This window comes from Agrobacterium bohemicum (assembly GCF_002896715.1).
In the GTDB taxonomy this organism is placed as follows: domain Bacteria; phylum Pseudomonadota; class Alphaproteobacteria; order Rhizobiales; family Rhizobiaceae; genus Agrobacterium; species Agrobacterium bohemicum.
In genome coordinates this window covers 1-1,364 of the sequence record NZ_PGEL01000007.1, presented here as the reverse complement: position 1 = coordinate 1,364, position 1,364 = coordinate 1, and the positions used below count along the sequence as shown (strand labels likewise).

General features: G+C 59.6%; 1 protein-coding gene. It reads right to left on the bottom strand.

Going from position 1 to position 1,364, the window contains the following annotated elements; genetic code table 11:
* Positions 1 to 68: 68 nt before the first annotated feature.
* The gene (locus CUC55_RS00040; RefSeq protein ID WP_103086616.1) at positions 69 to 1,268 is read right to left on the bottom strand and encodes an IS256 family transposase; all 1,200 of its coding nucleotides are present in this window, start codon (positions 1,266 to 1,268) and stop codon (positions 69 to 71) included.
* Positions 1,269 to 1,364 lie beyond the last annotated feature (96 nt).

The following is a 1,364-nucleotide window of genomic DNA, read 5'->3' as shown; positions in this document are numbered from 1 at the left end:
GATCGTGTCCCGCAGCGTGGTGTAGCTTATGACATCCACGGCGTATTCCGGGCTTGGCCGGATGATTGTCAGCGTGCCACAGCAGGCAAGCTGATGAGCGGATCATCGCTCATTTGCCCGATGGTTTCCAGCGTCATGTATCGAGCCCGTTGAACGGCCCACTCATCGTTCTGTTCGAGCAGCAACGCGCCGACGAGCCGGATGATCGCATCATCGTTAGGAAATATGCCGACGACCTCGGTGCGTCGCTTGATTTCGCCGTTGAGGCGCTCGATGGGATTGGTCGAGTGGAGCTTGGCCCAATGCTGCTTTGGAAAGGTCATGTAGGCCAGCACATCGTTCTCGGCCTCGTCCATGAGGTTGGCGAGCTTGGGAACCTTCGGTCTGATCTGATCGGCAACGCTGCGCCACTGGGTGCTTGCTGCCTCTGGCGTCTCCTGGGCAAACGCCGTGGCGATGAAGGCGGAGACGACACGCCGCCCGCTCTTTCCGGCATGGGCCAGGGCATTGCGCATGAAGTGAACCCGGCAACGCTGCCAGGTCGCATTCAGCACTTTGCTGACCGCAATCTTGATGCTCTCATGGGCGTCGGAGACGACGAGCTTTACACCTCTCAACCCCCGGCGGGACAATTTGCGCAGGAACTCGGTCCAGATCGGCTCGGCCTCGGATGTGCCGATCTCCAGACCAAGCACCTCACGGCGTCCATCGGCATTGACGCCGACGGCAATAATAGCGGCGACCGAGACGATACGGCCGCCGCGCCTGACTTTGAGATAAGTGGCATCGATCCAGAGGTATGGCCATTCGCCCTCGATGGGTCGGTCGAGGAAGGCTTTGACCTTGTCGTCTATTTCCTCGCAAAGCCGTGAGACCTGACTTTTGGAGATGCCCGACATGCCCATGGCTTTCACAAGATCGTCGACGNAGCGCGTCGAGATGCCTTGGATATAAGCTTCCTGGATGACCGCCGTCAGGGCCTTCTCCGCCATACGGCGCGGCTCAAGGAAGCTCGGGAAATAACTGCCTGTGCGAAGCTTGGGAATGCGAAGCTCGACGGTGCCCGCCCGTGTCTCCCAATCCCGGTCGCGATAGCCGTTGCGCTGGGCCAGTCGAAAGCCATTCTTCTCGCCGTATCCCGCGCCTGTCTTTGTGCCGACCTCCAGCGCCATAAGCCTCTCGGCGGCAAAGCCGATCATATCCCGCAGCAAATCGGCGTCGGCGCTCTTCTCAACGAGTGAGCGTAGGTTCATCATGTCGTCGGTCATCGGTGGTGTCCTTCAGGTTGGTTATAAGCAACCCGACCCTACCGGAAAACACCGATGGCTATGAANCCCAGCTACACCACGTCCTGGGACACGATC